Origin of the sequence: Flavobacterium sp. HSC-61S13, from assembly GCF_024171535.1 — a bacterium.
GTDB lineage: Bacteria > Bacteroidota > Bacteroidia > Flavobacteriales > Flavobacteriaceae > Flavobacterium.
On record NZ_JALJZV010000002.1, the window covers coordinates 25,857 to 46,785 of the forward strand.

At 37.0% G+C, this 20,929-nt stretch carries 15 protein-coding genes; 2 read left to right on the plus strand and 13 right to left on the minus strand.

Annotation, left to right across the window (positions count from 1 at the left end):
• Positions 1–59 precede the first annotated feature (59 nt).
• Positions 60–1,373, minus strand: coding sequence for a branched-chain amino acid transport system II carrier protein (gene brnQ, locus L1275_RS02445; protein WP_253469331.1), 1,314 nt, complete (start codon positions 1,371–1,373; stop codon positions 60–62).
• A gap of 324 nt (positions 1,374–1,697) precedes the next feature.
• On the opposite strand from brnQ, the gene L1275_RS02450 reads away from it, so the two are divergent.
• A complete protein-coding gene (locus tag L1275_RS02450) occupies positions 1,698–2,669 on the plus strand; it encodes a YpdA family putative bacillithiol disulfide reductase (protein WP_253469333.1) in 972 nt (323 codons plus the stop codon).
• 114 nt (positions 2,670–2,783) lie between these two features.
• On the opposite strand, the gene L1275_RS02455 is transcribed toward L1275_RS02450, so the two are convergent.
• Positions 2,784–3,221 carry a Fur family transcriptional regulator gene (locus L1275_RS02455; protein WP_371923415.1) on the minus strand — a complete coding sequence of 146 codons (438 nt, stop codon included), beginning with the start codon at positions 3,219–3,221 and terminating at the stop codon, positions 2,784–2,786.
• A 176-nt stretch (positions 3,222–3,397) separates the two neighbouring features.
• Between L1275_RS02455 and L1275_RS02460 the strand changes: the two genes are divergently transcribed.
• Positions 3,398–4,603: an aromatic amino acid transport family protein gene (locus tag L1275_RS02460; RefSeq protein WP_253469335.1), complete on the plus strand. Its 1,206-nt coding sequence runs from the start codon at positions 3,398–3,400 to the stop codon at positions 4,601–4,603.
• A gap of 313 nt (positions 4,604–4,916) precedes the next feature.
• Here the strand turns inward: L1275_RS02460 and L1275_RS02465 are convergent, their stop codons facing one another.
• The 11 genes from L1275_RS02465 to L1275_RS02515 form a co-directional block, all read right to left on the minus strand.
• A complete protein-coding gene (locus L1275_RS02465) occupies positions 4,917–5,924 on the minus strand; it encodes an LLM class flavin-dependent oxidoreductase (RefSeq protein WP_253469337.1) in 1,008 nt (335 codons plus the stop codon).
• A gap of 170 nt (positions 5,925–6,094) precedes the next feature.
• Complete coding sequence (locus tag L1275_RS02470; protein ID WP_253469339.1) at positions 6,095–6,910, minus strand: DNA alkylation repair protein; 816 nt, start codon at positions 6,908–6,910, stop codon at positions 6,095–6,097.
• 1 nt (position 6,911) lies between these two features.
• The gene (locus L1275_RS02475) at positions 6,912–9,290 is read right to left on the minus strand and encodes a hypothetical protein (RefSeq protein WP_253469341.1); all 2,379 of its coding nucleotides are present in this window, start codon (positions 9,288–9,290) and stop codon (positions 6,912–6,914) included.
• 177 nt (positions 9,291–9,467) lie between these two features.
• Entirely contained in the window at positions 9,468–10,589 is a 1,122-nt protein-coding gene (locus tag L1275_RS02480; RefSeq protein WP_253469343.1) for a calcium:proton antiporter, read from the minus strand.
• Between the two features lie 501 nt (positions 10,590–11,090).
• Positions 11,091–12,716 (minus strand): S41 family peptidase, encoded by a 1,626-nt coding sequence (locus L1275_RS02485; RefSeq protein WP_253469345.1) that lies wholly within the window; start codon positions 12,714–12,716, stop codon positions 11,091–11,093.
• Between the two features lie 134 nt (positions 12,717–12,850).
• The gene (locus tag L1275_RS02490) at positions 12,851–13,312 is read right to left on the minus strand and encodes a PH domain-containing protein (protein WP_253469347.1); all 462 of its coding nucleotides are present in this window, start codon (positions 13,310–13,312) and stop codon (positions 12,851–12,853) included.
• Positions 13,313–13,697: 385 nt separating this feature from the next.
• Positions 13,698–15,122: an HmuY family protein gene (locus tag L1275_RS02495; RefSeq protein ID WP_253469349.1), complete on the minus strand. Its 1,425-nt coding sequence runs from the start codon at positions 15,120–15,122 to the stop codon at positions 13,698–13,700.
• 1 nt (position 15,123) lies between these two features.
• Positions 15,124–17,274: a TonB-dependent siderophore receptor gene (locus L1275_RS02500; RefSeq protein WP_253469351.1), complete on the minus strand. Its 2,151-nt coding sequence runs from the start codon at positions 17,272–17,274 to the stop codon at positions 15,124–15,126.
• 196 nt (positions 17,275–17,470) lie between these two features.
• On the minus strand, positions 17,471–18,406 hold the full coding sequence (gene ctlX, locus L1275_RS02505) for a citrulline utilization hydrolase CtlX (protein WP_253469353.1): 936 nt from the start codon (positions 18,404–18,406) through the stop codon (positions 17,471–17,473).
• A gap of 27 nt (positions 18,407–18,433) precedes the next feature.
• A complete protein-coding gene (locus L1275_RS02510) occupies positions 18,434–19,348 on the minus strand; it encodes a dimethylarginine dimethylaminohydrolase family protein (RefSeq protein WP_253469354.1) in 915 nt (304 codons plus the stop codon).
• Between the two features lie 207 nt (positions 19,349–19,555).
• Positions 19,556–20,839, minus strand: a complete 1,284-nt coding sequence (locus L1275_RS02515) for a citrate synthase (protein ID WP_253469356.1) — start codon at positions 20,837–20,839, stop codon at positions 19,556–19,558.
• Between the last annotated feature and the right edge of the window lie 90 nt (positions 20,840–20,929).

The following is a 20,929-nucleotide window of genomic DNA, read 5'->3' on the forward strand; positions in this document are numbered from 1 at the left end:
CTTAACGGGGAGTAGTACCTTGATACAAAAAACATGAATTCCGTATTTTACAATAATCTTTAGGCGTTTTTAGTTCCTTGCGGAAATAACCACAAATCTACCAAATAGAAAACACCAAAGGAAATCAACGATGGCACTACCCAAGCTAATTCATATTGATGTAAAGGAATCCAGGATTTAAAAATACCGATGTTTTCTTTCTGAAAACCAAAACGCTCAGAGAATTCTAGCAAGGCAATAACCGTAGTAGCACCAACAGCACCGATAAAAGGCGCTCTACGGAAAATTATTTTTCCAAATAAAACCACATACAACACCATAGCTAAGGTAATTGGATATACAACCGCTAAAAACGTAAATGCATAATCAATGATTTCATCTACTCCCCTAACAGCTAATATACTTGAAGACACGCAAGTTGCAATTACCACAACTTTGTAACTCAATTTACCTTTGGTCAAACCGCTAAAAAAGGTTCCAACGGCACAGGTTAATGCAATAGCCGTCGTCAAACAAGCCAAGGCAATACACAACGACAAGGCCGCTGTACCGCTTTTGCCCAAAACATGTTGAGAGATATACAACAACAAGTCTGCACGTCTATACTCTTCTGTAGCATCATAGCCTGAAGTTGCTCCCAAATAGACTAAGCCCCCGTAAATAAACAGCAAACAAAACATAGCAATCAATCCCGCGGCCATCGTAATCTTGGTTTTTTCACTAGCCGACACATATCCTTTCGCTTTTGCTGCCAAAATGATAATACTCGCAAAAATTACCGAAGCCAATACGTCCATGGTTTGATACCCCTCTCGGAATCCATCCAAAAAAGCTTGACCAGAGGATGTACTCGTCTCTAAATCGGTACTCAGAGGATTCCATATTCCAACCACCACCAAGATACTTAGCAACACTAAAAGCAACGGGGTTAAAAACTTACCGATGATATCGACTACTTTGGAAGGGGATATTGACAATACTAGTGTTATTGCAAAGAAAATAATAGAAGAAATAATCGGGCTAAAATTTGGAGCTAGCGCCACAACACCCACTTCAAATGTCGTTGCAGCAGTACGCGGAATAGCGACCAATGGCCCAATACTCAACATGATTACTATCGCCAAAATAACGGCAAAGTACTTATTGATTCTCGAACCCAAATCCGTAAAGGTTTCTCCAGAGAACAAAACGGCTAAAATCCCTAAAAAAGGGGCCAAAATCGCTGTTAAACTAAATCCTGAAATAGAAGCCAACCAGTTTTCACCAGCGTTTAAACCCAATGTAGGCGGTAGTATTAAATTCCCTGCGCCAAAAAACATAGCAAATAGAGCAAATCCAATAGTTATGGAATCGATAATCCTTTTTGATCTCATTTAAAATTGTATTTATAGACACCTCAAAAAAACAGTAGACGCTGTTTTTCAATCTAAGTCATTATATTTATTTTATCCATACAGCATACCTCAATACTAGCGTATTGTAGCCAATTTGTATTGCAGCAAATTCAATTTATAGCGTGATTTTACACCATAATTAATATTGTTCCGCTTACAAATATAACCTTATCTCGGAATTTAGCTTGTAAATACCACAAATTCTGCCGGATTAATCCAATATATACACAGCTGAATAATTTCTACACAAGTATTATGGGAACGATTTTTGATTCTATAGGGTTTTAAATCAACAATCTATTTATGCAAATCCCTTACGATATCATTATAATTGGAGCCGGTCCAATTGGCATTGCTTGTGCGCTAGAAGCCAAGAAAAAAAATCTAAACTATTTAATTCTTGAAAAGGGTTGTCTGGTTAATTCCCTATACAACTACCCGATCCATATGCAGTTTTTTTCGTCATCTGAATTACTAGAACTCGATCAAATACCTTTTACCAGTACTGAAAATAGGCCTAAGCGCAATGAGGCTCTAGAGTATTATAGACGTATCGTTCAATCGAGAGCAGTTCGTGTAAACCTTTTTGAAGAGGTTCTTACTGTATCCAAAATTGAGAATTCATTTAATATACAAACCACTAAAAGTCTGTATCAGGCACATCATGTTATTGTGGCAACGGGTTTTTACGATATCCCAAACTTATTGAACATCCCCGGAGAAGATCTGCCTAAGGTCAATCACTATTATAAAGATCCTCATTATTTTGCTCGCCAAAAAGTCGTTGTTGTCGGTGGGAGCAATTCATCGGTTGATGCTGCTTTGGAGTGCTATCGCAAAGGCGCATCAGTAAGCTTAGTGATCCGAGATCAAACCATTGGCAGTCATGTAAAATACTGGGTGCGTCCAGATATCGAAAACCGAATAGCCGAGGGATCTATTCAAGTATATTACAATAGCCAACTAAAGGAAGTCACCCCTACGACCGTTATCCTCGAAACACCAGAAGCCTCCGTAACGATAGCGAATGATTTTGTACTGGCTTTGATAGGATATCGTCCTAATATCGAATTCTTAGAACGCATCGGTATCGCCTTTAGCGATGATAATCGCAAAATCCCCGTTTACAATCCTGAAACTATGGAAACCAATATCGAACAGTTGTATTTGGCAGGCGTGGTTTGTGGTGGTCTAGACACTCATGAATGGTTTATTGAAAACTCCCGAATTCACGCGGTTAAAATAGTAGAACACATCAGTCGAAACACCTTGTAATAAACCTAAAGCACTGAATAAAATAAAGACCGCCACCAAAGCAATGGCAGCTACTATTGACCTAAGACTTTATCCGACTTAACCTCTTCAATCCAAATCTATATTTGCACTGGATTAGATCGGCTTGGAATTTGTCATACATCCTTCACAGATGCCCTTGGCAAGGACCTCATATTCATCAAACTGGAAGCCCGGAGGAATCACAATCTTTGGAATCTGGACGTGGGTTAAACAAATCGTTTTTTTACATTGATTGCATATAAAATGTACGTGAGTATCTCGATGTTTGTCTTCAGAACAATCCACATCACATAAAGCATATTGAGTTCCTATACCCGTGCTTATTTTGTGAATTAACCCCTTTTGTTCAAATGTTTTTAAAGTCCTATAAAGAGTCACACGATCCGATTGCTCGAAACTATTTTCAATATCAGCCAAAGTCACAGCCTCCGCTTGAGTTTTTAAATATTCGTAAACTAAGATACGCATGGCTGTAGGGTTAATTTTTTTTGATATCAATTCAGCCTCTAACTGTAATTTATTATTATTCACACTCGGTTGATTTTAATTATTAAAATTCACTCTGCAAAACTACTATTAAGCCTGTAATGGCTAATCTATTTGATTATTTCTCTATTTTAAGTAGGCTTAGACTTCATTCTTAATTTAAAAAAAGTACCTTTATTTTTTATAAGTCAAATATTCATATCAAATTACAATTAATCCTCGTGAGTAGCAAAATTATTGGAAGTATTTTAATCGTAGCAGGAACAGCCATCGGAGGTGGTATGCTTGCCATGCCAATCATATCAGCTGGTGTTGGTTTCGGTGGTATCAGTATCGTTTTATTTTTAATCTGGTTAGCGATGTGTTATACCGCCTTGCTTTTTGTGAAAATATACAAATACAACCCGCACGATGCCGGTTTAAATACCATCACTAAGAAATACTTAGGCAAAACCGGATCCTTTATTACCGCTTTGAGTATGCTCACTTTGATGTACGCCCTGATTTCTGCCTATATCACAGGTGGAGGAGCCATTATCAGTACCAATCTAAAGCTGTGGCTCGGAATCACTTTATCTCCGACCCTATCGGCTTTGTTATTTACATTTTTATTTGGTGGTATCGTATCGTTAGGTACGAAATTAGTCGACTTTACAACCAAATGGATTTTTACTATTAAGCTGATTTTTTTAGTGATCGTTATTGTGGCATTACTTCCGTTTGTAAAAATAGAAAACCTCATGACATTGCCCGTTGAACGCGCCTTGATTTTCTCCGCTGTACCGGTTATTTTCACTTCATTCGGATTTCATGTGGTCATCCCAAGTTTGGTGAACTACTTGAAAGGCGATTACAAGCAATTGCGTTTCGTCATGATTGTTGGAAGTTTAATTCCTTTAGTCATTTATTTAATTTGGGAATTGTCCGTTTTAGGAAGTATTGACAACGGGATATTTATGTCGATTTTACAAACTAACGTTGGCCTAGAAGGATTAATACTGGCGATTAGAGAAATATCCAATGCTCGAGTAACCAACATAGCCGTCAATGTATTTGCAGCAGCAGCTATACTGACTTCATTCCTCGGTGTGGCTCTCGCCCTATATGATTATATTAAGGATTTAGGCAAAAGTACCCGATGGATCAGCAACTCCTATTCCGCCATAGCCCTAACGTTTTTACCCGCATTGGGCTTTGCCTTATTTTACCCAGAGGGCTTTATACTCGCCTTGAGTTATGCTTCTATTTCATTGGTTGTATTGTCATTGATCTTACCTGTATGGATGCTGATTAAAGCCAAAAAGCAGGCTAATGAAAAAATATCAATGGGTATGAAAATCAGTTTTTCGGGAATTGCTTTACTATCCCTAATTATTTTGGGCACACAAGTTTTGATTGCAGCAGGTAAAATCCCTAATGTAGGCTAAGATGCTTATGTGTCTATGTGCCCATTCGCAGATACGCGAATACGCACACCCAAGTATAGGCACAACTACGTATCAGCATTTAAAGCCTATATGTACATGCGCACATACGCGAATACGCATACTCTAGTATAGGAACTTCTGCGTATCAGCACCTAAAAGCCTATAGGCACATTCGCAGATACGAGAATTCGCACACCCAAGTAAAGGCACATCGGCGTATCAGCAACTAAAAGCCTATAGGCACATGCGTACATACGCGAATACGCACACTCAAGTATAGGCACATCGGCGTATCTGCGTATCTGCGCAAATCTTAAGACACCGCTTGTTTAAACAGGCTAAAACTCTTTAATCGTGCTTGATGATCATATATAGGGCTCGTTATCATCAATTCATCGATTTCTAAAACGTCGCAAAACCTTTGAAGATCGGGTTTCACACTGTCTTTGGTACCAATAAAAGTACAGGCCAACTTTTGATAGACCATATTTTCCTCCTGTTCACTCCAAAGTCCATCCATAGAATCTACGGGTTTCTGCATCGGTCTGCGATCGTTACGGATAATACCCAAAAACATATTGTATAAAGAAGTGGCTAATCGGTTGGCTTCCTCTTCCGTATCAGCAATCATGGCATTAACACAAGCCATGAAATAGGGTTCCTCCCATTTGTCCGAAGGCTGAAATTCACTTTTATATATTTGCGATGCCATTTGAATTTGTTCGGGCGCAAAGTGACTGGCAAAAGCATATGGCAATCCTAATTTTGCTGCTAAATGAGCGCTATCTGTACTCGATCCCAAAATCCAAAGCGGCACTTCGAGTCCGTCACCTGGAAAAGCACGTACCTTCGCATCGGCATTATTTTTAGAGAAAAAACCTTGTAATTCCGCAACTTGCTCTGGAAAGTAGTTGGCCGATAAATCGTGAGTACGTCGTAAAGCCATAGCCGTCAATCCATCGGTACCCGGTGCTCTTCCCAAGCCCAAGTCAATTCGATTTGGATAAAGTGATTCGAGCGTTCCGAATTGCTCCGCTATAACTAAAGGCGCGTGATTAGGCAACATAATACCTCCGGAACCGACGCGCAAAGTAGTGGTTCCCTGAGCCAAATACCCTATTAAAACAGCCGTGGCAGAACTGGCTATATAAGGCATGTTGTGATGCTCGGCTACCCAAAAACGCCGATACCCTAAGGCCTCAACATGTTGCGCCAAATTCAAACTATTATTTAAAGTTTCTTTAGTGGTGATATCTACTCCGATTACGGCCAGTTCCAAAACCGAAACGGGAATATCTCCTAGTGGTTTATATCTTTTCATGAAATTAAAAGCTGAGTTATTCAATACTTAAAGGTACGAAATTTCTTGGATTTGAGCTTGCTCGACCCCAGCATTAACCTTATCTATAACCCCAATTCTAAAAGATATCAAAACGGCAACAAACTCGACTTTACACGAATTTTATATACCTAAAAAAGTTAAAATGCAGCCTACTTATTTAAGGTACGCATAGCTCTTTTTACAATGTATTGGGTGGCCTTGGAATTCGAATCGTTTGCCCAACGCATGCAAAGTGAGCTTACGAATTCCGGTTGCGACTTACTCGCATCATTGAGCCAATTAGCAACACTGTTTTGAACATACAAAGACTCATCGCTTTTTAAAGCTTCCAAAAGCGGCAATGCTAGTTCAGGGTTGTTTTTTAAGGCAGTTATCGTTTGAGTCCAAACTCCTTTAGGACGAGTGACTTCAGTGATAAACCTGCGTATCCTCTCATCTGGATCTGTTGTCCAACGTTGTAAATAGACAATTATTTCTTCAAGTTGCTTAACCAACTCTGGACGCAATGCCATCCATACAATTTCTCGCACACCAAAATTCGCATCGGCAATTAGTGGCCTCGCGAGCTCCAAGCGTTCTACAAGGGTTAAATCGTTATTTAAAGCAATGATATAACAGGCATAACAGCGTATAGAATCTGATTTATGCGTACTAAATAAGGAATACAGTTGCTCCGAATTGTTGTTTCTAATACCGTATGCCGATAAATAATTTCCTACCGCAGCTACGCACTTCATCACAGATGGTTTATCTATACCATCCAATACATTTATCAATTGCGGCACTTCTGCGCCTAATCCCAATTGTGGAAAAACATTATTAATCAACTGTTTGTGATCTATAGCTGACCATTCGATCAAATTGACTGTTTCAATCTCGCCTTGATTCAGCATTTGCAAAACCGCATCCGGAATCAAATTACCTTTGGTCGCTCCTTTGCGATTTAATAATTCAACTGTAGTCATTTTATTCTTTTAAATTAAGTGCGTTAGTAGCCCATTGATTCCACAAATATTGTGCTTTTCTCTGATAATATTCCGATTCCAAATCAAAGTCAATCGGCAAAATATGTTCTTCATCTTCCTTAAAATGATAAAACAACACATACATCTTACTGCGTTTCTTTTCTTGAGTTCCAAATCCAAAGAAACCCTTTTTAGTTTCCGTCCATTCAACCAAATTAAAACGGATGGTGACATTCTGTTCTAAGAAATAAAAATCCAACATCGAATCCCACGTTTGCGTATCGGGAGCTTCACGTTGTGTTTTTCCAATCAAATGCACGTGAATATTCTCTTCAATCCAAGCTTCTGCTTCGGGATCCTCCTGATCGACGAACAAGTCGATAATTTGCTTCAAATGCGCTTCGTGGTTTTTAGTTTTATCCGTAATCGCAAAATCAAAAACCTTTTCTTGTCGCTGTCTGTAAAAATCTTTAATCTTTTTAGACTTTACACTGCCCGATTCCAAATCAAATTCACTGGGCAGGTCTTTTAAAGCCGACTGAAATTGCTCGGTATCCCCATACTCCTCCTTCATTTTAAGAAAGTATTTCTGTGCGGTATCTAGTTCACCTAATTTGTAATAAGCCCACCCCAAATTATACCACCAATACAAAAAAGCTTTCTCTTCCTGCATTTTAGTGTAAATAGGCGTATCAAAAAATTCATTCGCCAAATCAATAGCTTTCTGATATTGCTTGTTTTCATATCTGATGAAAGTAATGAATTCCAATGCGATATCGATCATTTCACTTACTTTATCCTCATCTTCATCATCACTGGCTTCAAAACCGTTTTTAAGTTCATAATAGAAACTTTCAGCCCGATCAAAATCACCTTTACTTAAAAATGCCCTTAAGCGATTTAACTGCACGTTAAACCAATAGACGGAATAAGTCTCATAATAAGTTAGCAACTGTATTGAAAAAGCTTCCAACTGTTCGAAATCGTTGGCAAGTTTACAAACAGCAATTCCGCTGGCTAAGTTTTCCCAAAATGGAGCTAACTCATACCCCCTTTTATGTAGGGCAATAGCGAATTTTGCTTGATCCATATCCAACTCTTCGTCTACCTTTAATTCGATCAAGGTCTTAATGACTACTCCTAGATTATTGCACAATAGGGCAAATTCATGAGGACTATTATTACTAGAAGAGCCGATACCGTGAGTGAAATAATCATCATAGGCCACATAAGCTTTCCTTCCATAAAACTCGGAGAGCTCATAAAAATATATGGCTTTCTCATTTTCACCGTGTTCGGCTAAATCTGTAGCCTTTTCCAATAATGCTACATGTATGGCATAGCCATCTAAGCCATCTAATTCGATGGGATAATCAAAGTGATCTAAAGAAATCTTTAGTTTTTCACAAAGCACTATATAGGTACTGGCTAATGAATCCGAGATCTTTTGTATGATGTGATAATACTGTGTATAACCTTCATAGGCTTTTTTGCTGTTTTTTTCAATCAACAAATAATGACTCCCGTACATTCTCCAGGCTATTTGATTCGAAGGATTTTGATCGATCTCGTTTAGGATTAAAGGCAAAAACTTCTGCCCCCATTCCTTTACTGTAGCGACACCAAATTCTGTATAGAATTCCATTCCAATATTAAAAAACAATCGAAACAGATTCCAATGTTTGTGTAACAAACCACGATCAAATAATTCTTGTATTTCTTTTGCAAAAACGATGGTAGCCTCGCCAGGATAGTACGATTTATAAGCATCTAGCAGTAAAAAAGCCTCATCGAATCGGTGTTGCTTTAGCAAGAGCCTACCGCCGTGATAACTTTGATAAAAATGATTTGGCGTATGTTGATGCGACAGCAAATAATAATCTGCGGCGGTTTCTTCCTTGTCCAACTGTTCATAAATCGTTGCTAAACGATAATAGGTATCTCCAAATTCAGTATCTTGAAAGGAACGCTTGTTTTGAACTTGGGAGATCTCGATTAATTTGTCTTCTAAAGCTACAATTGCGCGGTCCTTCATTTCCAATTTCTCCGAGTATATCCAAGCCTTCCAATCGTATGCTTCTACTTTTTGTTCGCGATCTGTTGTACTGTCTAAAATTTGTTCGGTGGTATTCAACATCACCGAAACATCATTAAAATAGGGTCCATTAAATATTTTAACCTTCCAAAACAAAGCTTCTAACTGCTTTGCATCATTGGACAACACCTCTTCTATGGCAACGAGTATCTGTTCCGATAGGAGTTGATTTTGATTAAAAATCAATATCTTTTCCTCATCAGACACTTGTGTATCCTCTTCTAAAAATTGAAGCTGACTATATAAATCTTTAACCTCTGCTAGTTTGAGTTGTACCTCACTCATAATGGTTAATTCGTTTTTAAATGTTTATAAAAAACTACGTGAAAAAAAAATCAAGTATAAAGGTAATATATAAATTTTACATGATACTTTTTTAAAAAAAAACATAAAAAAAACAGGCATACTGCCTGTTTTTAATTTTTATTCTTCTGTTTTTAACACTGTTTCTCAGTAATTTTACTAAGGCACTACAGTAGTAAATAAGTAGGTCGCAAACAAAACCAACAACACAATTCCCTGCTGAATATTGGTTCGACCCGAGTTTAAGGATAAGTAAACCGTGAACAGTGACAATCCCAGTAATAAGGTTGATTTGGCATCAATACCTAAACCTACGGTCATCCCTGTAAAATATGATACTACAGCTACTGCAGGAATGGTCAATCCAATGGATGCCAAGGCAGATCCCAATGCTAAATTAAGACTGGTTTGCAAACGGTCTTTTCGTGCCGCTTTATATGCCGCTAGACCTTCTGGTAATAAAATCACTGTCGCAATAATAATCCCCACTAACGATTTTGGAGCCCCTATTTCTATAACAAATGCTTCAATGGTTGGCGATAAGGTTTTAGACAACAATACTACAGCCACTAAGGCGATTAAAAGCAATACCAAGGCTAAAACCGTAGTAATGGTATTAGGTGGTGCAACATGGAGCTCCGAAGAATCCGTTGTCGCAGCTGTTTCTTCAGGTAAAAAGTAATTTCGGTGTCTGATCGTTTGTACGGAAATAAAACCTCCATACAAGATCAGTGATATAATAGCGACAAAAATCAATTGGCTATTGGAATAACTATTCCCGGCTAATGTGGTGGTATAATTTGGTAAAACCAAGGTAAGAACAGCAATAGCAATCAAGGTGATTAAGGCCGTACTAACCCCTTGTTTAATAAAGTTCTGCTCGCGAAAGCGAACACCACCAACTAGTAAACACAGTCCAATAATTCCGGTAAGTATAATCATGATGGCAGCAAACACGGTATCTCTTGCTAGATAGGAAGGTTGATCGTTACCCTCTGAAAGCATAATCGACACGATTAGAGAAACCTCAATAACCGTAATCGCCAAGGCTAAAATAATAGTTCCGAAAGGTTCTCCCACCTTATGGGCAACTACCTCGGCATGGTGTACCGCTGCTAAAACAGCGCATATTAATACGGACCCTAAGGCGATCAAAAACAAGTTTGAATCTGGGAAAAATCCCTTAATACTAATTAAAAATAAGGCTAGGATGGGGAATAAAATCGACCAAATTGGTAAGTCAATTTTGAAATTCCTACATAAAAAGTTTTTTGTCTGCATATAAATGAGTTAGGTTAAAAGGATGATATGTTGTAAAAAAACAAAAATAACATTATTTACTAGAAAACCAGCATTTATATCCTATTCCATTTCAAATTTTAATATAAAACGACGTAAATTTAACTTTTTAAAGCATTATTCCTAATTTGAAGAATAAAATAAGCAAGCTATTTAATAAAAAAAATACATTTTAGGAATACTCTTTATAAACTCTTATAAAGACTGTAATTATTTTTCAATCAACGACTAATGATTCCGAAAACAAAATAGGTTTTCAAAATCGAATAGAATAGCCTACTTGACATAAACCCATGAGAAATTTGATTTTGACCTGTAATTACAAAATCAGTGCTTTTTATATCTGATAGAATTCGAGACTTCCCGATCGACAGTTACGACTTACTCACTAAAAAGAGGTATTGTAAATTACAAGTGCTCCCTATCAGCCAAGTTGTTTCTAGTTGTGTGGTTAAGTCGTTCATTAAAATTCCAGAGAATGCCTTATGGCTTTTGCACCACCTGCAGAATATCGGCGGCAATTTGGGTTTCATCAGCAAAAGGAATCTCCAAGTTTATATCTGGTTGGATCCCCTTTTGTTGCACCTCTCCACCCTCTGCATTTTGAACTCCAACTCCGGTAAAGAAGACATCGATACTGCCTAGCAAAACGAGTTTGGTTGTATATCCGACCGTACCTGAGGTGCCCTTACCTATCAAGGTAATTCTATCGCTCCCTTTAAACAACAAGCTTAATAATTCCGCTTGCCCTCTGGTTTTCTCGTCAATCAACACATACGTATTCCCGGTAAAAAACTTTTTCACCGCTGGGATTTCATTTTTTCGGACAACCTTATCGAATTTTCCCACATAAGAAGTGTTCGGCTCTATCATCTGGGCAAATGCTTTGGAACGAGGAACCAAAAATTCCGCCAATTTAAAACCCGATGGCACCTTATAATCGCGTAAATCCAAGATCAAATTACGCTTGGATGTAGCAACGGTCTGAAAGGTATTGACTTGATCAAAACCTAAGTCCTTGACGCGCAACCATATTGTTTTATCATCAATAATTTTCCAAGCCAATTGATTTTGTTCGGATTCGCTGTCCCAATAATAATCCGCTATAGCAAATCGTTTTTGTGTCAGGTCGACTATTACACCTTGTCGCATTAGCTGTAGATTTACCGTATCGCTTTCACCGTTTAGTAACGTTGCACCTAGCGAACTTTTTAAACTTGGTGTATTGGATGCTGAAATCCAAGTTTCCTTGTCTGTAACCCATTGATCAACCGTTGCTCCATCAATCTGAACAATCACATCACCGAGTTGCAAAGCGCCTAGTTTGGCTAAGGAATCATTTTCATACTTCACTACAGTCCAACGGTCTTGAATATTCTCGATTTTGAACGGTACTTTCTTTCTTCCAATTTTTTCAAAGATTAATTCCGACGCAACAAAGGCATTACTATTAGCGAGTTCTTTGTTCATTTTAACCAGAACCGCTTGAAATTCTAGTTCCGTGGATGCCGCTTGGACAAGCGGAATGGTTTCCACTAAAACACGATTCCAATCGGAAGACATTAAATGTTTGTACGGATAAAAATATTGTATAGCATTCCAATATCGCGCTAAAGCTAAAAGCCGCTGTTGCGAATTGGGCAAACCATCAGCCGTGATCTTTCGTTCGTTATTAAATAACGGTAGTTTGGTTTTTTGATGAAATTGAACATAGTAATTTTTACCGATGTTCCGGTTTTCTAAGATGTAGTTCAATTGACTTTTTACTTCTGCGCTAAGTGCAACATGATTGTTCCAATCCGTAGCTGCATTGCCCGAATAATCGCTCACTTTTACATTGGGACAACTCAGACAAGGCGCAGGTGTTTTAAGCTTGCTCAACCAATCCAAATATATTTCATTGGTCACTTTATCATTTGGGCTTTGTTCAATTTTATTTAGTTTTTGAATAAACTCTGAATCCCAATCCAACACACCACTAGCCACCATCGGATGGTTGTACTTTAAAAAACCCCACATATGAATTAGGGTGGCGGTATTTTCAGTATTATTTTGAGCCCAAGAAGCAGAACCAATAATGGTCAATAAAAAAATTATTCTTAATTTCATGTAGAAGTGGTTTATTGTTTTAACGCTTATTGGGTACTATTTTATTGCCATGGCAGTTGAATTTCGTGAGGCAAATGATTGCAGTATGTCCATATCGTTGGTTTAGCAATTAGGATTAGGGTAGAAGGTTGGGTTTATTCGCTTTGCAAAGCGCGTGACTTCCTAATTACAGTAATACTATTATTTATTTTTAAAATGTTTTTTAAAAATTTCTTGGGCTGTCTCGGCGCCAAAAATACCGTTTGACTATCCTGATAGTGAATGATCATTCCCTTGGAAGCTAAAGCCGGACGAATTCCTTGATTTGGCCGTTGTATTAGTTCGATAACTGTAATGGTATGGATATCAAGGTCCCCTCTTAAAAAAGCAGAGCGATAAAAGATCTGTTGATCAACAATTTGATAGGAAGTTGTACAGTAAATCCAAAATAGCAATAGAAAAGGAATGAAACAGATGGCGCTAAAAGGAATCAATTCTCTAAATTGAAAACTCAGTAACCATATGTAGATTAGCGGTAACAAAAGCGATACCGCGATAAAATACAAATACTTACCCTTTTTGGCGGGATATTTCCGGATTAAGGTGGTCGATTTCATCTGTTTATTTGCATATTTCGCAAACTGTGTTTATTATTAATCAAATATTAACAATAAAACACGAATAAAAAAACATAATAAAAATTTTAACATTTTTATTTTAAGAATTGCCGTTGTTTATCGGCTTCTATAATCCCCTTACCGGACTGTTGTTACAAGCACATTCGCTTGGGTAGAAGCAAGCGCAGAGGGATGCTAACAATCAAAATACCTTATAAAAACAAAGGACTCCGCATGGCGGAGTCCTTAAACAAAAATAAACTAACAACTCAATGAACAACAAATAATAAGCTTATTTGTACTTTCACTTTTATTTTAAAATCGGCTCGAGTTCGACTAGTATTCGAAACATCCTCTTTGCCGATATTTATAGCTCTTTATCAATTTATAACATCAATTCATACTCAAATTTAGGGTAACCTCTTTGCCCATTTTCATTTAACATTGATAACATTCTAATTTTGTAATAATTCCCCTTCCCATCTTTTAAGACAAAGAATCGGTCTTTAAAGGCTTGCCCCGTAAATACATCTCTCCAATCGGCTCCAATAATTCTTTGATCATTCGAGAATTTACTTGGATCAACTTGAGCATTTTTATAAGTATAGTTTAATTTTTCAACTAGCTCTTTTTCATTAGCTGCTGAAACGATAACTGGATAAACCTTTACCTGTCCAAGTGTATTATTGCTGACAAAGTCAGAATATCCATAGGAACCACTACCAGCAATGATGTTGGTAAATACCGTAAAATTCAAATCCCAATTTTCTTTAGTTGGTTCTACCGATACTTCAGAATTTGTTTTTAAAGAATAAAAACTAAAATTATATGCTTGATTCTTGGCAATCAGAATTTCTTTATGGGTGGTATCATCTAAATTGGCGTATTGCAATAAATAACCCTTATCACGTTTTAAAATTCTTATTTTTTTCCACCCTCTATGATCTCCTGCTACGTCTGCACCAGAGGGGTTTACTAGTTTTCCGGGTTCAAACCCCAAATTAACCAAATAAACTGCGTTATCAGCATCATTCTCTTTAATCTCTGCTATGGCCGTTTTTGTAATATCACCGGTAGGTGAATCGACATAATTTTCATTGGTAGGATCAAAAGTTCCCACAGCTACTTGAGTAAAGAAACCACTAACTTGACTTTGGCTAACCTGATCAATATCATTGGTATTCAATTTCTTGGCTGCCATATAGATCGAACCATTTAACTTCACCCGATCGGCTCCGCTGGCGAAGGCTAAATCCCAAGAACTCCTAGCAACTTTTTTCTCGTTGCCGCTACTCAACTCAACATAAACTTGAAAGGGCTGACTAGCACCACCTACTTCCGGAGCCATTACCCCTCCTAAAGAAGCTGCAAATGAAATCATCGTACGCGAATTTCCTTGAATAAAAGAAACTTCGGGATATTCAATCTTTACAATTTCAAATTGTATGGTTTTATCTTCCCGATCAAAGGGATAAATCAGATTTTTAAAAACAAATTCCGTACCCTGAGAACCCGCCTTAATGGGTAATTGAAATTCATTAGTATTATTTATTACAGGTAAAGTACTATAATCAATACCGTATGCTGCATTTTCATCACTTACTTTAATAGTAACCACTCCATCAAATTCTGCTTTCTTTGAAAAAACCAATCCAATTTCACGTTGATCGCTAATATTGGAATAGCTCGTAAATGGATCGGAAAATGCCACGACAAAAATTCGCTTTTGTCCCTCATGATCTTTTTCACAGCTAGATAAACCAATCGCCAATATCATTAATAAAACGGCTATTTTATAAAACTTAATCATCTTATTTAAAATTTAAAAAGTATTGAATTTTCACAAATACACTGGTTCCATAAGCTAACAACTGAGTTGGTGCAGCTGCTGAATGCGCTTCTCCAGAACTAATTGTTGTTTTAGTTTCCTTCACATTTAATAGGTTACGCACACCAATGGTAGCCGTAAACTTTTTATCCAAGAAAGGTTGACGTACAGTAAAATCTAACAAAGAATATGGACTTTGTTTCCCCTTAACATACACTAACGGCTTAGAAGGATCTACGGGAATTGAAGAGCTCGCAGTGGTAAATTTATACTCTGGTCCATTATATTTGAAGAACACAGAAAAACTCGTATTGGTTTGTGGAAGCAAATAGCTTAGATTGGCATTTAGTTGTCCAGAAAACAACATTTTATCCGTAGCACCTTTTGGAGCTTTATGCATTTCTTTAATCATACCTGCATATGTAAAACCAAGCCCAGCTGTTAAATTACCTACACGCATATTATTATTATAGGTAAAACTATAATTCTGATATTTTTCTAAATTTTCATACTTATAGTCTTTAGGAGATTCATCCATTTGTATCAAATCAATCAAATCATTAACTACAAGTGCACGAATGGATAAATTATTTTCCATTTCAAAAGACTCTTCGATTATAAAATTCTTTTTTAAATTCAAAGAGGTATTCCAAGCTTTCTCGGGATTCAAATCTGCATTTCCTTGAATATTATGGTTTACATCAACCATATAGGTGTATAATTCTTCAAAGTTAGGTAACCTAGGAGACATGCCTAAATGTCCACGCAATTCATAACCTTGGTTAAATAGATATTTAGCCGTCAAACTCGCTGCATGTTGAGTAGGTAGCAGGTTCGAAGTCATAGCACGATATCCTGGACGTAGCGAAAAGCGATTAGTTAGATTGATCTCTGATGAAGCAAAGAAATCATAACTCCCTAAGGTTTTACTTACATCTTTTTTTTCTGTAGACAAAGAACCGAGAGAGGACGAAAAACCTTCATGTTGAGATACTTCATAACCCGCCTGAAAATCAATTTTGTCGTTGTTAATAAAATTACTAAACAATCCCTTAGAATAATAACCATTTCTGCTCTCTGTCACAAATTCCCTTTCGCTATACTTCTCATCATATAATATTTTGTATCTATAAGCGTCAACAGTTGTCTCTTGTTTTTGATAAGATAAGGAAACATCAAAATTAAAAGCATCTCGAACCCTACCAGAAGCATTTAATAAATGGAAAAATCGTCTAGGATTGTGAATAGCGTCATCTGAATAAGGATCTGCCGTACCTGTAGCCGAATTTGGGTTAGGATGTACAATGGAATTGAAATCCTTCATCGTTTCATCAAAAAACTCAAACTTATAGTAAACCCTATAATGGTCGTTATAATAGTTTAACAACCCTTTGACATTGTGTTGGTTTTTTGGCAACCAACTATAACCTCTTTTATTATCATTTAAAGCGTGATATTCCCCCTGACGGTCGTCCCAAAACCCCTTAAAATCATTGTGTGTATAACTAACACTGGCGAATAAGTTATCCGAAAATTTACGACCTACTTTAATAGATTGTATATGACGTCCTTTATCTTTTAAGTTGTACTCATTACCTATGCTCTCTTCTTGAATACTTGGGGTAATCTCCCATTTGTATTGAGAACTCTTTTTGGTGATGATATTGATAATTCCCGTAACGGCATTGGCACCGTAATCAACCCCCATAGCACCTTCTACAATTTCAATTTGAGCGATATCGTCCAAATTGATCTGCGTCAAATCAGAGCCCGTTCCAAATCCTTCCTCGTTGATTAAAGGAATGTTATCGACTAAGATTTTAAAGTATTGAGAATCCAAACCAAAAAGCTTAACTCCAGACTTTCCTGTAGATGCGTTGGGAATAATATTGATGTTTAAAGTTTGATTTAAGACATCAGCCAGGTTATTTCCACCCTGTCTATCAATCATCTCTCTGCTGATCACAGTAACGTTATAGATCGACTTATTAACCGATTGAGGACTAAACTGTCCAGAAATAACAATCTCCCCCAAAGGGTTATTTATAGTAGAAATACTGTCTTTTTGTTGTGCATGAACCTGTAATCCCAGTACAGTCAAAAATCCAGTGGCAATTATATTTTTAATAAACATAGTTCTTCTTAAAGTTTATTCTAAAGACAGTATTTCGGTCTTCTTATTTAGACTTATTCTTAATTGCAAATATATGTATTAATTTTATTTATACTAGTTTTAAATAGTTATTTTCTCGATAATTTTTAACCGACTTATCAACACTAAAAAAAGCGGTAGCTTGCGCACCGCTTTTAACAAATATAAATGATTTGCTCTATTTTTTAGGCAAGAAAACCTCTGCCATCATACAGCGCGCACTACCTCCACCACAGGCTTCGATCGTATCTAAACTGCTGTGAATGATTTTACAATGCTTTTCGATCGCTTTAATTTGTTGCGCCGTTAAAGATTGGTAAGCCGAAGTACTCATCACTAAGAAACGCTCGTCATTGGCCCCTCTTACCTGCAACATATTTCCAGCGAAGGAGTTTACCTGTTCTTCCGTAATGGTGATGATTTCTTTACCGGATTCTTTCAAGTGTTTTAAAACGATTTTACGTTCTTGCTTGTCGTCAATACAATCCGAACAAATAACCGCAAAAGTTTCCGCCAAACACATCATCACATTGGTGTGATAAATTAATTTACGCTCCCCGTTAACGGTTTGGTAAGCTTCGAAAATTACGGGATCCATTTCAAAATCTTCGCAAAATTCAATCACCAATTCTTCATCAGCTCTAGGCGATAAAGCACAGTACACTTTTTCATTTTCGCGATCGATCAATAAACTTCCCGTTCCCTCCAAAAAGATACCATCTTCTTCTGCAGATGTATAATCCATGATGTCTTTAGTAGGATATCCCTTCTCTTCTAAAATATCTAATATGTCTTCTCTGCGCTCTAATCTGCGATTTTCAGCAAACATCGGATATAAAACAACGTCCCCACTATCGTGGAAAGAAATCCAGTTGTTTGGGAAAACGCTATCCGGTGTATCTGGGCTTAAAGTATCGTTTACCACGATGACTTCTACTCCAACAGCTTGCAATTTCGCAACAAAGGCATCAAATTCCGCCTGAGCTTTCGCATTTACCGTCGCCGGAGTGGTGTGATCTAAAACTTTTTGATAATAATTATTTACAGCTGTTTGCTCATTCATACGAAAAGCTACTGGGCGTATCATCAATATGGTATTGGTCGTTTGGCTCATGTTATTATCTATAAATATCTTTTAAACTTAATCTCTAATCAACGGCAAAGTGGAACAACGTAACAATCCTTCCTGCTTAGCAATTTCCGCATATGGAATCTCCTCTACGGTAAATCCTTTACTGCGCAACCAATTGTTTAAACGCGTAAAGTTGCGCTCTGAAACCACCACCTCCGGCGATATTGAAAACACATTGGAATTCATGTTATACATCTCCTCTCTATCGATATGAAACAGGTTTTCCTTTCCAAACAAATTGACTAAAAACATATAATCTGCTTCTTCTCTAAATCCACTTTTATAGATGATTCCCTTGTCTTTTCCAACCGGTTGAAAGCAACAATCCAAATGCAAAGCATTGTCTCTCGCCTCTATTTTCGACTTTACTAAGTCAAATTCTTTGACAATTTTATTGGGAAATAAATCTCTAATAAATTGTACGCCTTCCATATTCGTTCTCGCAGTGATGTAGTCTTTATAGTCACTACCCTTATAAGTACCTACAAATATATAATCATTCCAAGGCATCACATCGCCACCTTCCATATGAAATGCTTCGGGTGCTGATATAACGTTTCGGGGATCTATTTGATCAATAACATATTGAATAGCTTCTAATTCGCGAGCGCGATCAGGTAGTATATTCGCCTTGATGAATTTATCTTCAATAACAAATCCGATATCTCTAGCGAAAATTTGGTTGTAATCCGTAATTAATTCCGGTCTGAAAACCTCTACTTCGTATTTTTCAAAAACTTTAGCAAAAGCTTCCATCTCGACAATCATGTCTTTTTCTACAGGATAAGTTCCTGCAATGATATGCTCTAATGATTTTGGATCATAGGCTTCATCTACTGAGGGTGTGGGTCCATTGCTCGTTGCAATTCCAAGGACCACTGTCCGCAGTCTGGATGTTTCGTTTTGTACGTTTAGTTTCAGCATAACATTTTGTTTTAGCAAAGATAAGAAAAGTAAATCGAACTCGGGAATCGGTAAACATTAAACCGTAATTAGTTACGAGTAATCAGATTGGAATTTTGAAAACTTGTAAAATTCATAAAAAAACGAAGGCATAAACTCGCTTTCGTATCAGTAAATCATAAAAAAAGCCATCCGATGGATGGCTTTTTTTTATAGTAATAGTATCGATTAACGATCATCCATTTTTTTATAAGAACGCAAAGTTTCTCCTACATATACCTGACGCGGTCTTGCAATAGGCTCTTTGTTTACTCTCATTTCTTTCCACTGCGCTATCCAACCTGGTAAACGACCGATAGCAAACATCACTGTAAACATCTCCGTTGGAATTCCCAAGGCTCTATAAATAATACCGGAATAGAAATCAACATTTGGATATAAACTTCTCGATTTGAAATATTCATCTTCCAAAGCTCTCTCCTCTAATTTTTTAGCAATCGCAAGAATCGGGTCATCAACACCTAATTTTGCCAATACTTCGTCTGCGGCTTTTTTAATAATTCTAGCACGTGGATCGAAGTTTTTATAAACTCTATGTCCGAATCCCATCAAACGGAAAGGATCGTTTTTGTCTTTTGCTTTGTCCAAATACTTTTCAGCATCTCCACCATCATTTTGGATTTCCTCCAACATTTCCAATACAGCTTGATTAGCTCCACCGTGAAGTGGCCCCCATAGCGCAGAAACACCCGCTGAAATAGAAGCAAATAATCCCGCATGTGATGATCCAACCATTCTTACCGTAGAAGTCGAACAGTTTTGTTCGTGTTCTGCATGAAGAATAAACAATTTATCAATCGCGTTTTTTATAACCGGATCAATTTCATAAGGCTCTGTTGGTAATTCAAACATCAAACGCATGAAGTTATCCACATAACCCTTAGTATTGTCGTAATAGTTTAAAGGATATCCTTTGGTTTTTCTATATGTCCAAGTAGCAATAACTAGGAATTTACCCATAGTTTTACATACTGCATCGTACATATCTTTTTCACTTTCTACATTGACTACTTTTGGATTAAAAGCAGTTAATGCACTAGTCAATGAAGACAATACTCCCATCGGGTGAGCATGTTTTGGAAATCCATCAAGGATCCCTTTCATCTCTTCATTTACTAAAGTGTATTTTCTAATATCTGTTTCAAAATCCTTGAGTTGTTTTGCTGTAGGTAATTCTCCAAAAATCACCAAATAAGATACCTCTAGAAAATTAGAATTGGCTGACAAATCTTCTATTGAATATCCTCTATATCTTAAAATTCCTTCTTCTCCATCTAAATAAGTAATCTCACTTTTGCAAGATCCTGAGTTTTTGAATCCCGGATCTAATGTAATCGCTCCTGTAAGAGCACGAAGTTTCTCAACATCAATGGCTACCTCATTTTCAGATCCGACGAAAATGGGGAACTCATATCTCTTGCCATCAAGCTCTAATATTGCAGTTTTTGACATATTATTATTGTTTTTTATTTTTTATTTTGCTGATTGCGAATTTAATAAATTAGGTGTAATTTATAAAAGGAAAGATAACAAATAATCTTA

Excerpts from the sequence above, each read along its gene's own strand:
- L1275_RS02480 (WP_253469343.1), bottom strand. The coding sequence starts at position 10,589 with ATGCAGACAAAAAACTTTTTATGTAGGAATTTCAAAATTGACTTACCA.
- L1275_RS02515 (WP_253469356.1), bottom strand. The coding sequence starts at position 20,839 with ATGTCAAAAACTGCAATATTAGAGCTTGATGGCAAGAGATATGAGTTC.
- L1275_RS02490 (WP_253469347.1), bottom strand. The coding sequence starts at position 13,312 with ATGAAATCGACCACCTTAATCCGGAAATATCCCGCCAAAAAGGGTAAG.
- L1275_RS02450 (WP_253469333.1), top strand. The coding sequence starts at position 1,698 with ATGCAAATCCCTTACGATATCATTATAATTGGAGCCGGTCCAATTGGC.
- L1275_RS02495 (WP_253469349.1), bottom strand. The coding sequence starts at position 15,122 with ATGATTAAGTTTTATAAAATAGCCGTTTTATTAATGATATTGGCGATT.
- L1275_RS02475 (WP_253469341.1), bottom strand. The coding sequence starts at position 9,290 with ATGAGTGAGGTACAACTCAAACTAGCAGAGGTTAAAGATTTATATAGT.
- L1275_RS02510 (WP_253469354.1), bottom strand. The coding sequence starts at position 19,348 with ATGCTGAAACTAAACGTACAAAACGAAACATCCAGACTGCGGACAGTG.
- L1275_RS02465 (WP_253469337.1), bottom strand. The coding sequence starts at position 5,924 with ATGAAAAGATATAAACCACTAGGAGATATTCCCGTTTCGGTTTTGGAA.
- L1275_RS02485 (WP_253469345.1), bottom strand. The coding sequence starts at position 12,716 with ATGAAATTAAGAATAATTTTTTTATTGACCATTATTGGTTCTGCTTCT.
- brnQ (WP_253469331.1), bottom strand. The coding sequence starts at position 1,373 with ATGAGATCAAAAAGGATTATCGATTCCATAACTATTGGATTTGCTCTA.
- L1275_RS02500 (WP_253469351.1), bottom strand. The coding sequence starts at position 17,274 with ATGTTTATTAAAAATATAATTGCCACTGGATTTTTGACTGTACTGGGA.
- L1275_RS02470 (WP_253469339.1), bottom strand. The coding sequence starts at position 6,910 with ATGACTACAGTTGAATTATTAAATCGCAAAGGAGCGACCAAAGGTAAT.
- ctlX (WP_253469353.1), bottom strand. The coding sequence starts at position 18,406 with ATGAGCCAAACGACCAATACCATATTGATGATACGCCCAGTAGCTTTT.